Below are 14370 nucleotides of genomic sequence, written 5' to 3' on the forward strand. Positions count from 1 at the left end.
TTTAATTAATGAGGCTGCTATGCTTTCACCTGCATCAAGGGATCCTGAAGCGGTTAAGGGCGTTATGTTTGGCTTAACTGCTTACACCATGTGGGGCTGTTTTCCGCTATTTTTCGCTCTTTTTGACGGCATTCCCGCGTTTGAAATCCTGACACACAGGATCCTGTGGTCGTGTATTTTCCTGGTAGGCCTAATCAGCCTTTTACGCCGGTGGCCACCAGTAATCGCAGCCCTTATTGAGCCTAAGCGCTTAGGGCGCGTGCTCGCTTGCGCGCTACTAATTGCCTTTAATTGGGGGCTCTATATCTACGCTGTCGAAAGTAAGCAGGTATTACAAGCCAGTTTAGGCTACTTTTTAACCCCACTGGTCAACGTTGCCTTAGGTGTGTTGGTGCTACGTGAAGTAATGGCACGCCTCCAGCTAATCGCCCTTGGCTTGGCAAGTTTAGCAATTGCAATACAGTTCGTTATGCTTGGGGAGCTGCCTTGGATCAGCCTGGCGCTTGCTCTCAGCTTTGGTAGCTACGGATTATTTCGCAAGCAGGTGCCACTCGATGGGCTCTCAGGCCTATTCGTAGAGACACTGTTGCTTTTTCCACTAGCCTTAATAGCGCTCACGTGGCTCAGCTGGCAGGGGGAGTCTCACTTTATATCTGATGTGCCGATGAGCGTATTGCTAATGATTAGTGGCGTGTTAACCGCCCTACCATTGATGGCCTTTGCTGGAGCAGCACGACGCCTGCGGCTGGCAACGCTGGGATTTCTAATGTACATCAACCCCAGCATTCAATTTTTAATTGCGATTATTATTTTCGATGAGCCTCTAGGACTCATCCAGTTAATTACCTTTGCAATGATCTGGACAGGCTTAGCACTGTATTCTTGGTCCTCTTGGCAGTCACGTCCGCGCCAAAAGGCGGCTATTTGAGGCTTCTGACACTACTTGTTTTTCAACAGCTGAGACACTGGTATCGGCTGACTGCTCAGGCTGATAACCCACGCGAAAGCCTCCCCAATGTTTACCATGAATGTAAATAGGCACCGAAAGATCGTGCATAATTTCGCCAGTATCTCGCTTGTAGGTTTGTAGCAGCAGCGGTTTCTCGTGGGCGCCGCAACGGCTACCAGTTGGGTCATCAAAAATGCGTTTGCTGCGGCAATACTTGAGGTCGTGATCGTAATCACCGGTAGGCTCGCGGCTGACAGCAGCATTGTGAGTAGGCACATACCCATTACGGTCACAGGCAATAGCGTAACTTAACCCATGCCCAATAAGTAAAGGTTCTTGTAAACTGGGTAGCCGTTGGTCTGTGAACGTATCAAAGCCGGTGTGGTAAAGCGGTGGCTGTGTCCCTGGCATGACCCTGTACTCAGGTTGAAACAGCGACGTTTCTGATAACTCACCGGAGGCAATCGCTTTCTCAAACAATTTACCAATACGGTCAGCTGCTTGGCGAGCAGCGCTAAATACGTGCTGGTGCCGCCCCTGTAAACGCTGCTGTGCCAACTCGCCATCAACCCCTTCTGCAGCCTCCATTAACGCCCTAGCTTGCTGGGCTAAATCGCGCATATCGCGATTGCCCTCATCAACATCATCTTCCAGCTGGCGAAGGCTATCGGCAACCGTTTGGCTATGCGTTTTAGTACTTTCCATGGCTTCTGCGACGCTAGTAATTTCCTGCTCAACGTGATCGAACTGCTCGGTAATAGTAGCTAGGCTACTGCCGACCTTCTGCATCCCTTGAGAACGCTCCCGAACCCGGCTCATTAGCGCTCCCATTGTACTAACAACACTTTGCCCGCTTTGATGCATATCTTTTACAAGTTCATCGACGCTTTGCGTTGCCGTTGAGGTCTTCAGTGCCAAATTGCGTACTTCACCCGCGACAACAGCAAAACCACGGCCATGTTCGCCCGCCCGTGCCGCTTCAATGGAAGCATTTAGCGATAGCAGGTGGGTCTGTTCAGCAATACCCTCTATCATGGAGGTGACATTGCGCACACGCTCGATTTTGTCATTTAACGCAGATAGCATCTCAAGCGCCTGATTAGAACCTTCCGCAACATCGCTCATATCATGGATGATATCGGCCAACTCATCATGATTGTGATGGCTTGCCTGACGGGCACTTTCCGCAAGTGAAGCAACCTGAGAAGCACTGGCGCTCACCTGCATAATGGCAGTATTAATGGCACTCATGCTCGATGAGGCCTCACTGGCCATGGTTTCCTGTTTGGCAAGCCGCTGGGCCATGAGGTCGGCATAGTGAGATACCTCTGCCGATGCAATTGCCGTGCTACTAGCTCGATTCATTAATCGATAAGCCATCGACCGAAGCGAGCCATAATCACGAATGGGCTTTGGACCGTGAATAGGTTTGATTAAACGCGCTTGATCGGCTGAATAAACCGTTGTGATTGGAACGAGCATCAAGCTCGCTCCAGCCCCCGTCGCCAGAAGAAGTGCAATATAAGATAGCGCACCAGGGTGAGAGATCATCCAGGCAGAAACGCTAAGCAATATTAGAGGCACTAACAGCCGAAATAGTCGCATGTGAAGGTGTACTCTTTTTTATTTGACGTTATTGAGCGGTGGATCAACATGGATCGAAAGAGCCAGGCGCTGCTTTTGAACCAGATTAGCGGTTTACACTAATTAATGAAGTAGCACTTTCGGGGGAGAACCTCTCTGTAGCCTAAACCCAAGATAGAAAGCAAAAGCCGTCAGATGCTGTGCAACGCGTTAAACTGGCGGTTTCAACTACTCTAAAAGATAAGGCTGACGCCAGGAGCTTATGTTTAAGCGCTATTTTCCTATTCTTACATGGTTGCCCCACTACCATAAGCGCCTGTTAGGAGCCGATGTAGTAGCGGGACTCATCGTAACTGCAATGGTAATTCCTCAGTCGTTAGCCTATGCCCTACTTGCGGGTTTACCTGCAGTTGTAGGCTTGTATGCCAGCATCTTGCCTCAACTGCTGTACACCTTGTTAGGTACAAGCCGCACTTTGGCCGTTGGTCCGGTGGCCATCATTGCATTAATGACGGGTGCTGCGCTCTCTTCTGTCGCCATGCCCGGTAGCCCTGAGTATTTACAAGCTGCGCTGGTGCTTTCGTTACTTTCTGGCGGCCTACTGGTTGCGATGGGCGCACTGAAGATGGGCTTTTTTAGCAATTTTTTAAGTCATCCGGTTATCTCTGGCTTTTTAACAGCGTCCGGCATTCTTATTGCCGTCAGCCAGTTGGGCAGCCTAATGGGCGTCTCTAGTAGTGGCTTTACGTTAATCGAACGCATCATGACACTCCTGCCTAATCTCTCCACTGTAAACCCTTACACCTTTGCTATCGGTGTTGGCACACTATTGTTTCTCGTCATTGTGCGTCGTTTTGGTAAGCAAAGCCTTCGTGCCATTGGCTTGTCTAAAACGCTTGCTGATTTAATTACCAAAGCTGGGCCTGTCTTTGCGGTTGTTATCACCACCCTGGTGACCTGGCATTGGCAGTTGGCCGATCAAGGCGTTGCTGTTGTCGGCACGATACCCAGTGGTTTGCCTGCGCTGAGCCTTCCGTGGGGTGATGCTTCACTCTGGCGCGCACTGCTGATTCCAGCACTGCTTATCAGCCTGGTAGGGTTTGTAGAGTCTGTCTCCATGGGGCAAATGTTGGCCGCGAAAAGGCGCCAGCGTATTTCTCCCAATCAAGAGCTGATTGGCTTAGGTGCCGCCAATCTAGCGGCTGGGTTTACCAGTGGGATGCCAGTCACCGGTGGCCTTTCGCGCACGGTCATCAACTATGATGCAGGTGCACAGACACCTGCTGCTGGTGCCTTTGCAGCACTCGGGATCGGCATAGTAACGCTGACCTTTACCGGCTGGCTCTACTACCTACCGATTGCAACGTTAGCGGCAACCATCACCGTATCTATTTTGACCCTGGTCGATGTCCCCATGCTGCGCCAAACGTGGCGCTACTCTCGCAGTGATTTCGCCGCGATGGCTGTCACAATTCTACTGACACTGGTTGAAGGAGTAGAAGCCGGGATCATTGGCGGCGTAAGCCTCTCTATCGCGTTATTTTTGTACCGCACTAGTCGCCCTCATAGCGCACTGGTAGGCCGAGTGCCGGACACTGAGCACTTCCGTAATACAGAACGTCATGATGTTGAAACCGTCAATAATGTGGCTCTACTGCGAATCGATGAAAGTCTCTATTTTGCTAACGCCCGCTATCTTGAGGATACCGTCTATAATTTAGTTGCCAGTTATCCAGAACTTGAGCACGTCGTCCTTATTTGTTCAGCCGTTAATTTAATTGATGCGTCTGCGCTTGAGAGCCTGGATGCCATCAACGCCCGTTTAAAAGATTCCGATGTAAAACTACACCTATCCGAAGTGAAAGGTCCCGTCATGGACCAGCTTAAAAAAAGCGATTTTTTAGACGCTCTGACTGGGCGCGTTTTTCTTAGCACTTATGCGGCTTGGCGCGAATTTTCATAGAGTTGATTTGCCTAGGTTTGTTGATGCAACTTTAACTAACGCTTGTTTGAATGCATCATAGTGTTTTCACTATTGTGAATGACGATGAGGAGCAAGGATGCCAAACGAATGGATAACACGCGACAGTGGCACTCTATCGCTCCAGCATGAGTGGACCCTTGTTCATTATCAGGCGCTTAAATCGTTAGTGGCACAGCATAGAAATACTGCCAACAATTTCACGATCTCTTTGGAAGGTATTACCCAACTCGACACAGCGGGTGCCGCGTTAATCGTTGAGCTATTGGGCATCGAAAACGCCAAACAGCAAGCAGAAAGCTCATTACCTAAAAAACAGCAGGCGCTTTTAGTGCGGGTTGCTGAGGCGATGGAGACGTCTCTCGATGTCACACCCCCTAAGCACAATCGAATAACCGATGCATTGGCAACAGTTGGCCAGCAAATGATGGGGTTATGGTCGCAACAGCGCCAGCTATTAGCGTTTATTGGGCTTGTGCTAGCAACACTATTTTCTTTACTACTTCGCCCTCATCGCTGGCGTTTCACTGCGACAGTGGCACACATTCATTCAAGCGGGCTAAATGCAGTACCGATTGTTGCGCTGCTGACCTTTATGGTGGGCGCGGTAGTGGCTTTTCTGGGTGCTACCGTGCTTCAAGACTTTGGTGCCACGGTCTACACAATTGATTTAGTGGCTTTCTCTTTTTTACGTGAATTTGGTGTGTTGCTCGCGGCAATTTTGTTAGCAGGCCGCACTGCCAGTGCCTTTACCGCCCAACTTGGAGCCATGAAATCTAATGAAGAAATTGATGCGCTTCAAACTCAAGGGCTTGATCCTATAGAGCTTTTAGTACTTCCCCGAGTCATCGCCCTACTGATTAGCCTGCCGCTGCTCGCGTTCGTGGGAATGCTCAGCGGACTCATAGGCGGGGCCATGGTGGCTACGCTTTCGTTGGATATCTCGATTAGCCAGTTTATGACCACGCTACAAAAAGATGTATCCGTCAACCATTTCTTGGTAGGCCTCAGCAAAGCACCCGTGTTTGCGTTTGTTATTGCCGTCATTGGGTGTCTAGAAGGCTTTAAAGTTAGCGGTAGCGCGCAATCGGTTGGTGCCCACACTACCTCAAGCGTCGTGCAATCCATTTTTATGGTCATCCTTATTGATGCGCTAGCTGCACTGTTTTTTATGGAGCTGGGATGGTGACAACGACACATACTCAGCACGCACAAAATGACCAAACCGTTATCCATGTTGAAGGGTTAATCAATCGCTTTGGCCCGGTGGTGGTTCATGACGACCTCGACTTGTCGTTAAAGCGGGGGGAGATTCTCGGTGTAGTGGGCGGCTCAGGAACCGGCAAGTCTGTGCTGTTAAGAAGCATTGTGGGCTTAAAGCGCCCAAACGGAGGTACGATTGATGTACTGGGTAACCGCCTTAGTGAGTTAAACAATGAGCAACGTAGCCAGATAGAACGCCGTTTTGGCGTGCTGTTTCAACGCGGCGCATTATTTAGCTCGCTAAATTTACAAGAAAATGTCGCCCTGCCACTGATTGAACACGCCAAACTGTCGCGAAAAGATGCAGAATACCTCGCACGCATCAAACTCTCATTAGTTGGGCTGCCCACCAAGGCAGCGCTTCAGTTTCCTGAGTCTCTTTCTGGCGGCATGGTAAAACGTGCAGCACTCGCAAGAGCGCTGGCGCTTGATCCCGATATTTTGTTTCTTGATGAGCCAACAGCGGGTCTTGACCCTATCGGTGCTGCCGCCTTTGATCAGCTATTAGTTACGCTGCGCGACGCGTTAGGCTTTAGCGTTTTTTTAGTTACCCACGATTTAGATACGCTTTATGCTACCTGCGACCGAGTCGCCGTGCTTTCTCAGAAACGCGTGTTAGTAGCAGATACGCTTGAAAATGTCGCTAATACTGACGATGAGTGGGTGCAAGCCTACTTTAATGGACCTCGCGGACGTGCCGCTCAATACGCCACTAACGCATCAACGGCCGGTTTAAAGGAGTAAGTTAACAATGGAAACCCGTGCCCATCACGTCGTTATAGGGTTATTTACCCTATTATCTGCCGCAGCAGCACTGCTGTTTGCGCTGTGGATGAGCTACGCCGCTGGGGAACGCGATTACCAACCCTACCGGATACTGTTTGAGCGCAATGTCAGTGGTTTATCGATTGGCAGTAAGGTGCAGTACAACGGTATTGAAGTTGGCGATGTCACCGAACTGACGCTGAATCCTGACGACCCCCGCCAAGTGATTGCCAGCGTGCGTGTCTATGAAGACACCCCCGTCAAAACAGATACCCGTGCCAAGCTAGCGTTTGCCAGCATTACCGGCAGTATGTCAGTTCAGCTATATGGTGGCACACCCGAAAGCCCGCGTTTGATAAATCAAACTGACGAGTTTGCACCATTTATTAGTGCTGATCCTTCGCCTATCGCTACGCTGTTTGATGAAGGTGAAGCAGTGATTCAAAACATCAATGCTATTCTGCAAAACGTTAATGAACTCTTTAATGACGGCAATCGCGAACAAGCTGGCACTATTTTAACGAGTATTGCGCAAATCACTGAGATGATCGCGTCGCAACAGACAGCGCTTGATCAAAATATGGCTCTGTTTGGTGAGGTATCACGCCAAGCAACCGCTACGCTAGCAAGCATCGACACCCTCAGCCAAGAGGCGACCCTGCTATTGCGACAAGATGGTCAGCAAATGATGCAAAGCGCTGAAAGCGCCAGTCGTGATGTCGCCAGCGCCGCCCGACGAATTGAACAGCTCGTTAACGACAATGCCGGCGCTGTCGACAGTACGCTACAGGGGGCACAAGACATAGCCCCGGCGCTTTCAGCCCTGCGCTCTACACTTACTAATCTTGACCGCATTACTCGTCAGCTTGAGGAGAGCCCCGCGGACTTTTTCTTGGGCCGGGATCAGATAGAGGAGTTTCGTCCATGAGTTTGCGCATAACGTTGGGTAGCATCACATTAGCGGTGCTGTTATTAAACACAGGCTGTTCAATACTGCCCGAAAGTAATCCTGCAACGCTCTATCGGCTGCCATCGGCTGCCACGCTGTCTGAACACACGGCCGCCACCTTCCCTGTAAGACTAGGCATTGCTACCCCGGGGGCAGGCCACTTGCTTAACAGCAACCGTATTGTGGTATATCCAGAAGGCAATGTAGTTAATGTCTATGAGGGTGTACGCTGGCATGAAGACGCCCCTGAAATGCTTCAAGCACGCTTAATTTCTGACCTGCAGCAGCGCCAGCTATTCACTGGTGTGAGTAGCGACCGATTGCCCCACGATGTACTTCTACTGAGCGAGCTGCGCCATTTTCAAAGTGAGTACGACACCTCTCCACCAAGTGTTCATCTCCAGCTAGATGTACAGTTGTTAACGACACAGCAGCGAAAACCGCTAGCAGCGAGCAGTTTTGTTATCCGCACCCGTGCGGAAAGTACAGAAATACCGGATGTTGTGAATGCGTTTGGGAACGCAAGCGACATGCTAGCAGAGCAGCTTTCGGCATGGCTCGTGGCACAATCAAGCGATCTGAGAACCGCCGATTGACGGCGTCCTTCTTAAAAAATCACGCGGGTCTTTAGGATAAAAGTGCTCAGGTTGACGCTCTAGATGGGTAAAAAATCGCGTATCCTTATAAGGCATTTTCATAAAGCCGGAGACTCCCAGCCCTTCTATCTGACTTACCGACGCCAGCATTCGCGCCAGCAAGGCACGAAACTCTGACTCTCGGCTAGGGTCTAGAAGTCGATAATAGCTATGGATTTTAAGATGCTTCGGCAGTGCCTCAAAAATAATCATGCCGGTGTGATGAATCTCATTCAGCCGTTGCAGTATGTGCATAATAGTGTCAGGCAGGACAAGTAGCTCTTCTGGATCAGGGCCGTCTTCAAAGTAACTATGCTGGCGGGTGCGGTCTTCCATTTCCGGAACCGCGCTCAGCTCATAGTCAATAGCCGTGCCAGGCTCACAATTAAAAGGTTCTTCTACACTCGCACGCTCTAAATGCAGCGTTTGTCGCGCATTAAATAAGCAGCTTTTAAACACCCCTTGGCGGTGAATAGCACGTGCTAAATGAACCATATTATTGACCGCTTGAATAAACGCCGGTTTTAACGCCGGGTCATGCAGGTTCAGCGACGAGTCGATATACACGCCTTCCCGCTCCCAGCGCACGGCTAAGCCACCTACAACCGGGTATTTTCCTAAACGACTCACCGAGGCCAAAAAAGCCTTTTCGGTTTCCCCCATGCCCTGCATAAACTGTTTGTAATAACGGTCTAGCTGCACATCATTGACATCATTTAGCGTCTCTTCGGCGTTAGCTTCGCGCAAAAACGCCTTCCGAGAACTGTACACCACTGTATCAATTTCTTGATGTGCCGGCCGGCCCCAGACTGGCACTAGCGGCACTTGTGGTGGGATGGGTAAATCTAACATCACCACCTTTGCCATCCGGGACATTGCCTGTAAATAGTGATCTCCTGCTTTATGGCGTATGCGGGGATCAGGATCAAGCATGCCATCCAGGGTACGGGCAAATTCTAAGGGTAGCCCCAACGAACTAGCGGGAATAGCACGATGACCAAAACGGCAAGATTGCGCCGAAGCTAATGCATATAGCGTTCCTGCAGCCCCTTGCTCATCGAAGCGGGGCGATGATAGCGCTCCATTGAGCTGCTCTTCACCAATAAAGTAGACATCGCCCAGCCGGGCGTTGGTTTGCTGCAGATTATCGGACATCAACTCCATCACATTTGCCCCAACAAACTGGAGCTTTTCATCTAACTGGGCAAACACAGATGAGCCCCAGTCAATTAATGCAATGGACTCAGTAGCAGGATCAAATACCAGATTTGAGGGTTTGATGTCGCCATGCACCACAGGGCGCGCATTAGGGCCTGACTCTCGGCGCAACGCTGAGAGAATATCGGCTAACTGGTTGGCAATGTGGACCACCAAACGAGGAGAAAGACGTCCTTCTTTCAGCGACACCTGCTCAAGGTTCCAGCCAGGCGCACGCTCCATCACCAGAATCGACTGACCGCGGGAACGTTGATAAGCCACTAACTTTGGTATGCGGGGGTGGGAAACCTGATCAAGCATAAACGCCTCCTCTTCGAGGCGTTCTTGTAAATGAGTAGGTAGCGTAATGCGTGAGAATTTGAACACGTAGTGGGCAGGCACACCCTGCTGTTGTGCACTGCCCGCAAATACAAAGCCATAGGCACCTTTACCAACCAGCTCAATTCCCGTGTAGCCCAACTGGGCGAGCTGTGCCTGACACAGTGCTACCCAGTCTTTAAGCTTACGGGCATCGTGATGGCTTAGCAGGTATACCGACTGCTCTTCTGGTATATAAAACTGCTGGAGCGGTGCCTGAGACATTTCTCATTCCTTTCTCACCAACCTCTGGCTATTTAACCTCTGGCTATTTAACCTATGAGTGCTCAACTTCTGACAACCTTACCCCAAGTGCAGCAGCATGGTTTCAGGCGCTTCCAGGTAGCCTTTCCAGGCATTGCAGAACCGGGCGATGGTACCGCCATCAATAAAGCGGTGATCGCCTGCCCAGGTAATGGTCATGATCGCCCGCCGCTGAACCTCACCTTGCTCGTCAAAGCGCGGTAACCATTGAGTTTTACCAATGGCCACTATCGCCGCTTCCGGCGCATTGATGATAGGCGCCGCATAGGTTCCGCCAAGCGCACCAATGTTAGAAATACTAATGGTGCCCCCTTTGAGATCCGCCTGATCGACACGCCCTTCTCGTGCTGCAATGGTCAAACGACCCACTTCACGAGCAATTTCCAGCAGCGTTAGGCGCTCAACACTTTTCACATTAGGCACCAGCAAACCGGCTTTGCTATCTACTGCCATGCCAATATTGCACTGTTCGTAGTAGTGCAGCTCATTAGCTTCCGCATTTAGTTGAGCATTGATGATCGGCGTCTCATTTACCGCAAGCGCCATGGCTTTCATAAAAAAAGGCATGAGTGTTAGCCTCTCACCAAGAGCCTCTACCCGTGGCTTTAGGCGCTCGCGCAATGCCAGCAGATCGGTCACATCAATCTCTTCGCCATAGTGAAAATGCGGAATAGAGCTGGCTGCCTCAACCATTCTTTTCGCCATCACCGCGCGTACACCGCGAAGCGGTTCAACCCTAGGCGGCTGGGTTACTTGAGATGATGCTTGGGCAGGGGCTTTGGAAGGTTGATTCAGGTGCGCCAGCACGTCTTCTTTTAATACCCGGCCATCTTTCCCACTGCCAGCAATGGCGCTTAACTCAAGTTGATGTTCACGCACAAGACGCCGCACGGCTGGGCTGGCAGGCACCTTGCCAGCACTCGTCCAAGTGGTGCTAGTGCTGGTCGCCACAGTGGTTGGCTCACTTACCTTGGGTGAACTATCAACCGTGACAGTTTCGGGTGTTTGCGGCTCATTAGCTTGATCCGTCGTGCCCGCTTCTTGCGTGTCGTTTTCTGCTTGGTAGGCATACAGTGGTGCGTGGACTTTAGCAATTTGCCCTTGGGCAACATACAGTTTGGTAACAACGCCTGCTTCGGGAGCGGTAATTTCCACTAGCGCTTTGTCGGTCATCACTTCAACAATTGGCTGATCTTCCTCAATCCGATCACCTTCCGCAACGCGCCACTCCACCACTTCACACTCGACAATGCCTTCGCCAATATCCGGCAGCATAAAATCGCTCATTATTTTTCTCCCTGGCGTCAAAAGTTAACGCTTTCGCGAATCGCTTCAAAAATTTTCAGATGATCGGGCAGATACTCTTTTTCCAGCACTAGCGGGAAAGGCGTATCTAATCCCGTTACCCGAGTAATCGGCGATTCCAGGTAGAGAAAACAGCGCTCTTGAATTGTCGCAGCGATCTCACCCGCGAAGCCCCCCGTTAACGGCGCTTCATGACTAACGACCAAACGTCCTGTTTTTAACACAGACTCAACAACGGTATCGGCGTCCCAAGGCAGTAGCGAACGCAGATCAATCACTTCACAGGCAATGCCCTGCTCTTCAGCGAGCTCAACGGCTTTGCCAATGACTTCCATTTGCGCCCCCCAGCCTACCAGGGTGATATCCGTACCTTCTTTGATGACCTCCGCTTCACCAATAGGAAGCTGATAATCTTCTTGGGGCACCTCACCCACCGAGGCACGGTATAGGCGTTTAGGTTCTAGGAAAAGTACCGGATCTGGGTCACGAATTGCGGCAAGTAGTAACCCTTTCGCTTGGTAGGGGTTGCGCGGCACTACAACTTTTAAGCCAGGTGTATGTGTGAAGTAAGCTTCTGGTGATTGTGAATGATAGAGACCACCTGCGATGCCACCGCCATAGGGTGTGCGGATAGTTAATCCACCCACATTGAATAAATCTCCAGAGCGGTAGCGAAATTTCGCTGACTCATTAACGATTTGATCAAAGGCGGGAAAAATGTAGTCGGCAAACTGTATTTCAGCAACGGGCACTGAGCCTTGGGCCGCCAACCCATTGGCAAAACCAATAATGCCTTGTTCTACCAGCGGCGTGTTAAAGCAGCGCGCTTTACCGTACTTTTCCTGCAAATGGCTAGTGGCACGGAAAACACCACCAAAGACGCCCACGTCTTCACCAAAACAGATAACTTTTTCATCTTCAGCCATGGCGATATCAAGGGCATTATTAATCGCCTGCAGCATATTCATAGTGGGCATATTACGCCTCCCCCTGGGATTCTGTGGACGTGTTCACCTCAAGGTCTAGCGACCGCGCGCCACGCGGATAGGCGTCTGGGTAGCGACGAATATGACGCTTAAGTTGGTCGTATTGACGCTGTAGCTCTGGGGTTATGTCGGCGTAGACATCAGTAATCAGCGAGTCCAGGGAGGGTGGAGAGCGTTTTTCTGCCCGTTTCATGGTGTCCAATACTTCTCGGCGCAGCGTTTCCTGTTCGCTGGCTTCCTCCTCGTCACTCCACCAACCTTTTTTTGTTAGCCACTTTTGCATGCGCAGTATGGGGTCTTTTAAGCGCCAAGCTTCTTCTTCACTCTTAGCCCGGTAACCCGAAGGATCATCAGAAGAAGAGTGGGCAGCAAGCCGATAAGACATTGCTTCAATGAGTACCGGCTGATTCTGCTCAACGGCAATCTTGCGCGCTTGACGTGTCGCTTCATAGACCGCTAACGCATCGTTGCCATCCACACGAATAACGTGCATGTGGTAGCCAAATGCTCTGGGGGCAATGCCGTCAGCGGCAAACTGCTCGTTAGAAGGCGTCGAAATGGCATAGCCATTGTTACGGCAGAAAAAAATCACCGGCACTTGATGAACGGACGCCATATTCAGTGCGGCATGAAAATCCCCTTCAGAGGCAGCGCCTTCACCAAAAAACGTTAAGGTACAGTGCCCATCACCCGCTAGTTTTTGACCGTAAGCGTAACCTGTCGCCTGGGGAATCTGCGTTGCAAGCGGCGAAGAGATAGTCATGTAGTGCAGTTTGCGCGAACCATAATGAATCGGCATTTGACGGCCTTTGCCGTAATCCAGCTCATTGCCGAATAGCTGATTCATGAACTCATCAATGGTGAAGCCGCGGTACATTAGTGCGCCTTGCTCGCGATATTGCGCCATGATCATATCGGCATCGTCTAACGCAGCCGCTGCACCAACAACGGCGGCTTCTTCTCCCGTACTTTGCATATAAAAACTAAGCCGCCCCTGGCGTTGGGCAGCCATCATACGCTCATCTAAGATGCGGGTGCCCAGCATGGCTTGATAGAGCCGTCGAGCATGATCACGTGGGAGGTCTGGCTCTTTGGCACCTTCATAAAGCTCACCCTCTGGATCGAGCAGGCTGAAGGTAGCTATTGAGAATTCGTCGCCGGTCATAAAGAGCGGCTGATGTACGTACTTTGTCATGTTTATTATCCTTGTATTACCCCTTTTGAGGGCAGTGTTGTTGGTGTTGACCATTTGTGCCAGTGGATTTATCTAGCATAGGTCAAGCCTTACGAGGTTAGTGCCACCTCGATCAACGCAACACAAGGACAGTAACGCAGTACGCTACTTTTAGGGATACAACTTAAGACGCAGAGAGACGCATGCGCAAACGCTGTTGGATTGCCTCAAACAGGCTATCCACTGCCAACGCGAGTAATGCAATCAGTATTGCACCTTGAACGACGTAGGCCACATTACTATTAACGATACCCGCAATAATGGGGTCACCTAAGTTACTAGCCCCAACTGTCGCTCCTAACGCTGCTGTGGCAATGTTAATAGTGACCGATGTGCGAATGCCGGCCAAAATGACAGGCGCAGCAAGCGGTAGTTCAACGCGGGTTAACACTTGCCACGATGTCATTCCCATGGCAATCGCCGCTTGTTTAAGGCTGGCATCGACATCTTGCAGTCCTGCTAGCGTGTTTCGCACAATGGGCAATAAGCCATAGAGAGTTAACGCCACGATAATAGGAATGGTGCCAAAGCCCAAAATAGGAACCGCTAACGCAAGCACAGCCACAGGCGGAAATGTCTGCCCAAGCGAGGCTACCTGCCCGACGAGAGGTAAGAAGTCTTGCCCCCACTGCCTCGTTACCGCGATGCCTGCCAAGACCCCCACACTTATCGTGACAATAGCCGCTATTCCTACAACAAACACATGCCTAGTCAGCAGTGAAATAAAATCAGCGCGAGAGTATATAACTTGACGCGCTTCGGGCTCTAACCAACGAAAACTGGGTTCTAGCATCGGCATCCCCCAGATGCCTGCCATCAGTAGGAGCGCCCACCCAGCAGGCCAGAGCCATGGAGATCCAGTCATTATTGGCGGGTTACC

The 14370-nt window shown here is 50.8% G+C and carries 12 protein-coding genes; 6 read left to right on the top strand and 6 right to left on the bottom strand.

The genetic code is table 11. From position 1 onward, the window contains the following. Positions 1-19: 19 nt before the first annotated feature. Complete coding sequence (gene rarD / locus CR46_RS0111825; protein ID WP_030073111.1) at positions 20-928, top strand: EamA family transporter RarD; 909 nt, start codon at positions 20-22, stop codon at positions 926-928. Here rarD and CR46_RS0111830 read toward each other — a convergent pair. Beyond that, on the bottom strand, positions 899-2554 hold the full coding sequence (locus CR46_RS0111830; RefSeq protein WP_030073112.1) for a methyl-accepting chemotaxis protein: 1656 nt from the start codon (positions 2552-2554) through the stop codon (positions 899-901). The two genes, rarD and CR46_RS0111830, sit on opposite strands and share 30 nt — an antisense overlap. A 241-nt stretch (positions 2555-2795) precedes the next feature. Between CR46_RS0111830 and CR46_RS0111835 the strand changes: the two genes are divergently transcribed. From CR46_RS0111835 to CR46_RS0111855, 5 genes are all read left to right on the top strand, one after another. After that, positions 2796-4496, top strand: a complete 1701-nt coding sequence (locus CR46_RS0111835; RefSeq protein WP_030073114.1) for a SulP family inorganic anion transporter — start codon at positions 2796-2798, stop codon at positions 4494-4496. Between the two features lie 97 nt (positions 4497-4593). Then, positions 4594-5703 carry an MlaE family ABC transporter permease gene (locus tag CR46_RS0111840; protein WP_030073116.1) on the top strand — a complete coding sequence of 370 codons (1110 nt, stop codon included), beginning with the start codon at positions 4594-4596 and terminating at the stop codon, positions 5701-5703. Beyond that, on the top strand, positions 5697-6521 hold the full coding sequence (locus CR46_RS0111845; protein WP_030073118.1) for an ABC transporter ATP-binding protein: 825 nt from the start codon (positions 5697-5699) through the stop codon (positions 6519-6521). Before CR46_RS0111840 ends, CR46_RS0111845 begins: the two co-directional genes overlap by 7 nt. Before the next feature lie 7 nt (positions 6522-6528). Beyond that, positions 6529-7470, top strand: coding sequence for an MlaD family protein (locus CR46_RS0111850; RefSeq protein WP_030073120.1), 942 nt, complete (start codon positions 6529-6531; stop codon positions 7468-7470). Continuing rightward, positions 7467-8087 carry an ABC-type transport auxiliary lipoprotein family protein gene (locus tag CR46_RS0111855; RefSeq protein WP_030073122.1) on the top strand — a complete coding sequence of 207 codons (621 nt, stop codon included), beginning with the start codon at positions 7467-7469 and terminating at the stop codon, positions 8085-8087. Before CR46_RS0111850 ends, CR46_RS0111855 begins: the two co-directional genes overlap by 4 nt. Here the strand turns inward: CR46_RS0111855 and CR46_RS0111860 are convergent. The 5 genes from CR46_RS0111860 to CR46_RS0111880 all read right to left on the bottom strand — a co-directional run bounded on the left by CR46_RS0111860 (position 8061) and on the right by CR46_RS0111880 (position 14355). Continuing rightward, positions 8061-9926, bottom strand: coding sequence for a serine/threonine protein kinase (locus CR46_RS0111860; RefSeq protein ID WP_030073123.1), 1866 nt, complete (start codon positions 9924-9926; stop codon positions 8061-8063). The two genes, CR46_RS0111855 and CR46_RS0111860, sit on opposite strands and share 27 nt — an antisense overlap. A gap of 78 nt (positions 9927-10004) precedes the next feature. After that, the gene (locus CR46_RS0111865) at positions 10005-11252 is read right to left on the bottom strand and encodes a 2-oxo acid dehydrogenase subunit E2 (protein WP_030073124.1); all 1248 of its coding nucleotides are present in this window, start codon (positions 11250-11252) and stop codon (positions 10005-10007) included. 17 nt (positions 11253-11269) lie between these two features. Then, positions 11270-12247 carry an alpha-ketoacid dehydrogenase subunit beta gene (locus CR46_RS0111870; protein WP_030073126.1) on the bottom strand — a complete coding sequence of 326 codons (978 nt, stop codon included), beginning with the start codon at positions 12245-12247 and terminating at the stop codon, positions 11270-11272. Position 12248: 1 nt separating this feature from the next. Beyond that, positions 12249-13451, bottom strand: coding sequence for a thiamine pyrophosphate-dependent dehydrogenase E1 component subunit alpha (locus CR46_RS0111875; protein WP_030073128.1), 1203 nt, complete (start codon positions 13449-13451; stop codon positions 12249-12251). A gap of 163 nt (positions 13452-13614) precedes the next feature. Continuing rightward, the gene (locus CR46_RS0111880; RefSeq protein ID WP_035536629.1) at positions 13615-14355 is read right to left on the bottom strand and encodes an ABC transporter permease; all 741 of its coding nucleotides are present in this window, start codon (positions 14353-14355) and stop codon (positions 13615-13617) included. Between the last annotated feature and the right edge of the window lie 15 nt (positions 14356-14370).

Origin of the sequence: Vreelandella neptunia, assembly GCF_000712975.1 — a bacterium.
In the GTDB taxonomy this organism is placed as follows: Bacteria; Pseudomonadota; Gammaproteobacteria; order Pseudomonadales; family Halomonadaceae; genus Vreelandella; species Vreelandella qaidamensis.

Bases quoted from the DNA above. Each gene is read 5' to 3' on its own strand.
- rarD (WP_030073111.1), top strand. From the start codon at position 20: ATGCTTTCACCTGCATCAAGGGATCCTGAAGCGGTTAAGGGCGTTATG.
- CR46_RS0111830 (WP_030073112.1), bottom strand. From the start codon at position 2,554: ATGCGACTATTTCGGCTGTTAGTGCCTCTAATATTGCTTAGCGTTTCT.
- CR46_RS0111835 (WP_030073114.1), top strand. From the start codon at position 2,796: ATGTTTAAGCGCTATTTTCCTATTCTTACATGGTTGCCCCACTACCAT.
- CR46_RS0111840 (WP_030073116.1), top strand. From the start codon at position 4,594: ATGCCAAACGAATGGATAACACGCGACAGTGGCACTCTATCGCTCCAG.
- CR46_RS0111845 (WP_030073118.1), top strand. From the start codon at position 5,697: ATGGTGACAACGACACATACTCAGCACGCACAAAATGACCAAACCGTT.
- CR46_RS0111850 (WP_030073120.1), top strand. From the start codon at position 6,529: ATGGAAACCCGTGCCCATCACGTCGTTATAGGGTTATTTACCCTATTA.
- CR46_RS0111855 (WP_030073122.1), top strand. From the start codon at position 7,467: ATGAGTTTGCGCATAACGTTGGGTAGCATCACATTAGCGGTGCTGTTA.
- CR46_RS0111860 (WP_030073123.1), bottom strand. From the start codon at position 9,926: ATGTCTCAGGCACCGCTCCAGCAGTTTTATATACCAGAAGAGCAGTCG.
- CR46_RS0111865 (WP_030073124.1), bottom strand. From the start codon at position 11,252: ATGAGCGATTTTATGCTGCCGGATATTGGCGAAGGCATTGTCGAGTGT.
- CR46_RS0111870 (WP_030073126.1), bottom strand. From the start codon at position 12,247: ATGCCCACTATGAATATGCTGCAGGCGATTAATAATGCCCTTGATATC.
- CR46_RS0111875 (WP_030073128.1), bottom strand. From the start codon at position 13,451: ATGACAAAGTACGTACATCAGCCGCTCTTTATGACCGGCGACGAATTC.
- CR46_RS0111880 (WP_035536629.1), bottom strand. From the start codon at position 14,355: ATGACTGGATCTCCATGGCTCTGGCCTGCTGGGTGGGCGCTCCTACTG.